Origin of the sequence: Mesorhizobium sp. M7A.F.Ca.US.005.03.2.1, from assembly GCF_003997795.1 — a bacterium.
GTDB lineage: Bacteria > Pseudomonadota > Alphaproteobacteria > Rhizobiales > Rhizobiaceae > Mesorhizobium > Mesorhizobium ciceri.
The window spans coordinates 1-830 of record NZ_RZRP01001414.1 but is presented as its reverse complement, the minus strand read 5'-3'; the positions used below and the strand labels follow the sequence as shown (position 1 = coordinate 830).

Here is an 830-nt window from a genome sequence, read left to right as displayed (position 1 = left end):
AACCAAGACGATGAACCCGAGATTTGCATCGCTCGGGAGTGGTGCACCGCACCACGCGAGATGCTCGCCAAGCGACAGCAAGTGTTCTATGCTCCTCGCTGAGAAATCGTGAACTGCTCTAGGCAGGGGTTCCATGTTCGAAGTCGTGGGAGTCTGGTGGAAAACACGGGCAAGAGGCTGGCTCGTTATAAACGCGCTTGGCTTGGTCGTTGCGTTGTTGGTGTTGATTTGGCCCGGACTGGGAACTGCGAAGGCAGAGACGAACTGGACGCTGGACTCGACCGCTTCGGTCCTGACCTACCAATCGGTCAAGAAGAACACGATCGTCGAAACCAACAAGATCAGGAATATTTCCGGTAGCCTCACCTCGGCGGGTGATGCGAAAGTCACCTTCGACCTCAATTCGGTCGATACAGGGGTTGACCTTCGCAACGTCCGCATGCGGTTCCTTTTCTTCGAGACATTCAAGTTTCCCTCCGCCGAACTGACCGCGAAGGTAGATCCCGCCGCATTTGCCGACCTGGCGACCAAGCGACGTGTGAAGGCGGTTCTTCCGTTCCGTCTCAGCCTGCACGGGGTCGACAAGGATCTTCAAGCCAACATCGTGGTCACCATGATCAGCGACACCATGGTGTCGGTCGCTTCGGAGGCTCCTGTCGCCGTGCATGTGGAAGACTTCGGATTGCTGCCGAACGTGGATAAACTCCAGCAGGCGGCCAACGTGACCAATATTGTTCCCACGGCATCGGTTTCATTCGATTTCGTTTTCGTCGCTGACGGCAGCAAGCCGGCTGTTGTCCAACCGGTTGCGGCGAGCACTGCCGATGTCG

1 protein-coding gene is annotated in these 830 nt (G+C 56.9%); it reads left to right on the top strand.

Annotated elements, in window-relative coordinates; genetic code table 11:
• Nucleotides 1–133: 133 nt before the first annotated feature.
• Nucleotides 134–830, top strand: a 697-nt coding sequence (locus EN991_RS38180) for a YceI family protein (protein WP_164769756.1), incomplete at its 3' end; no start/stop codon positions are given.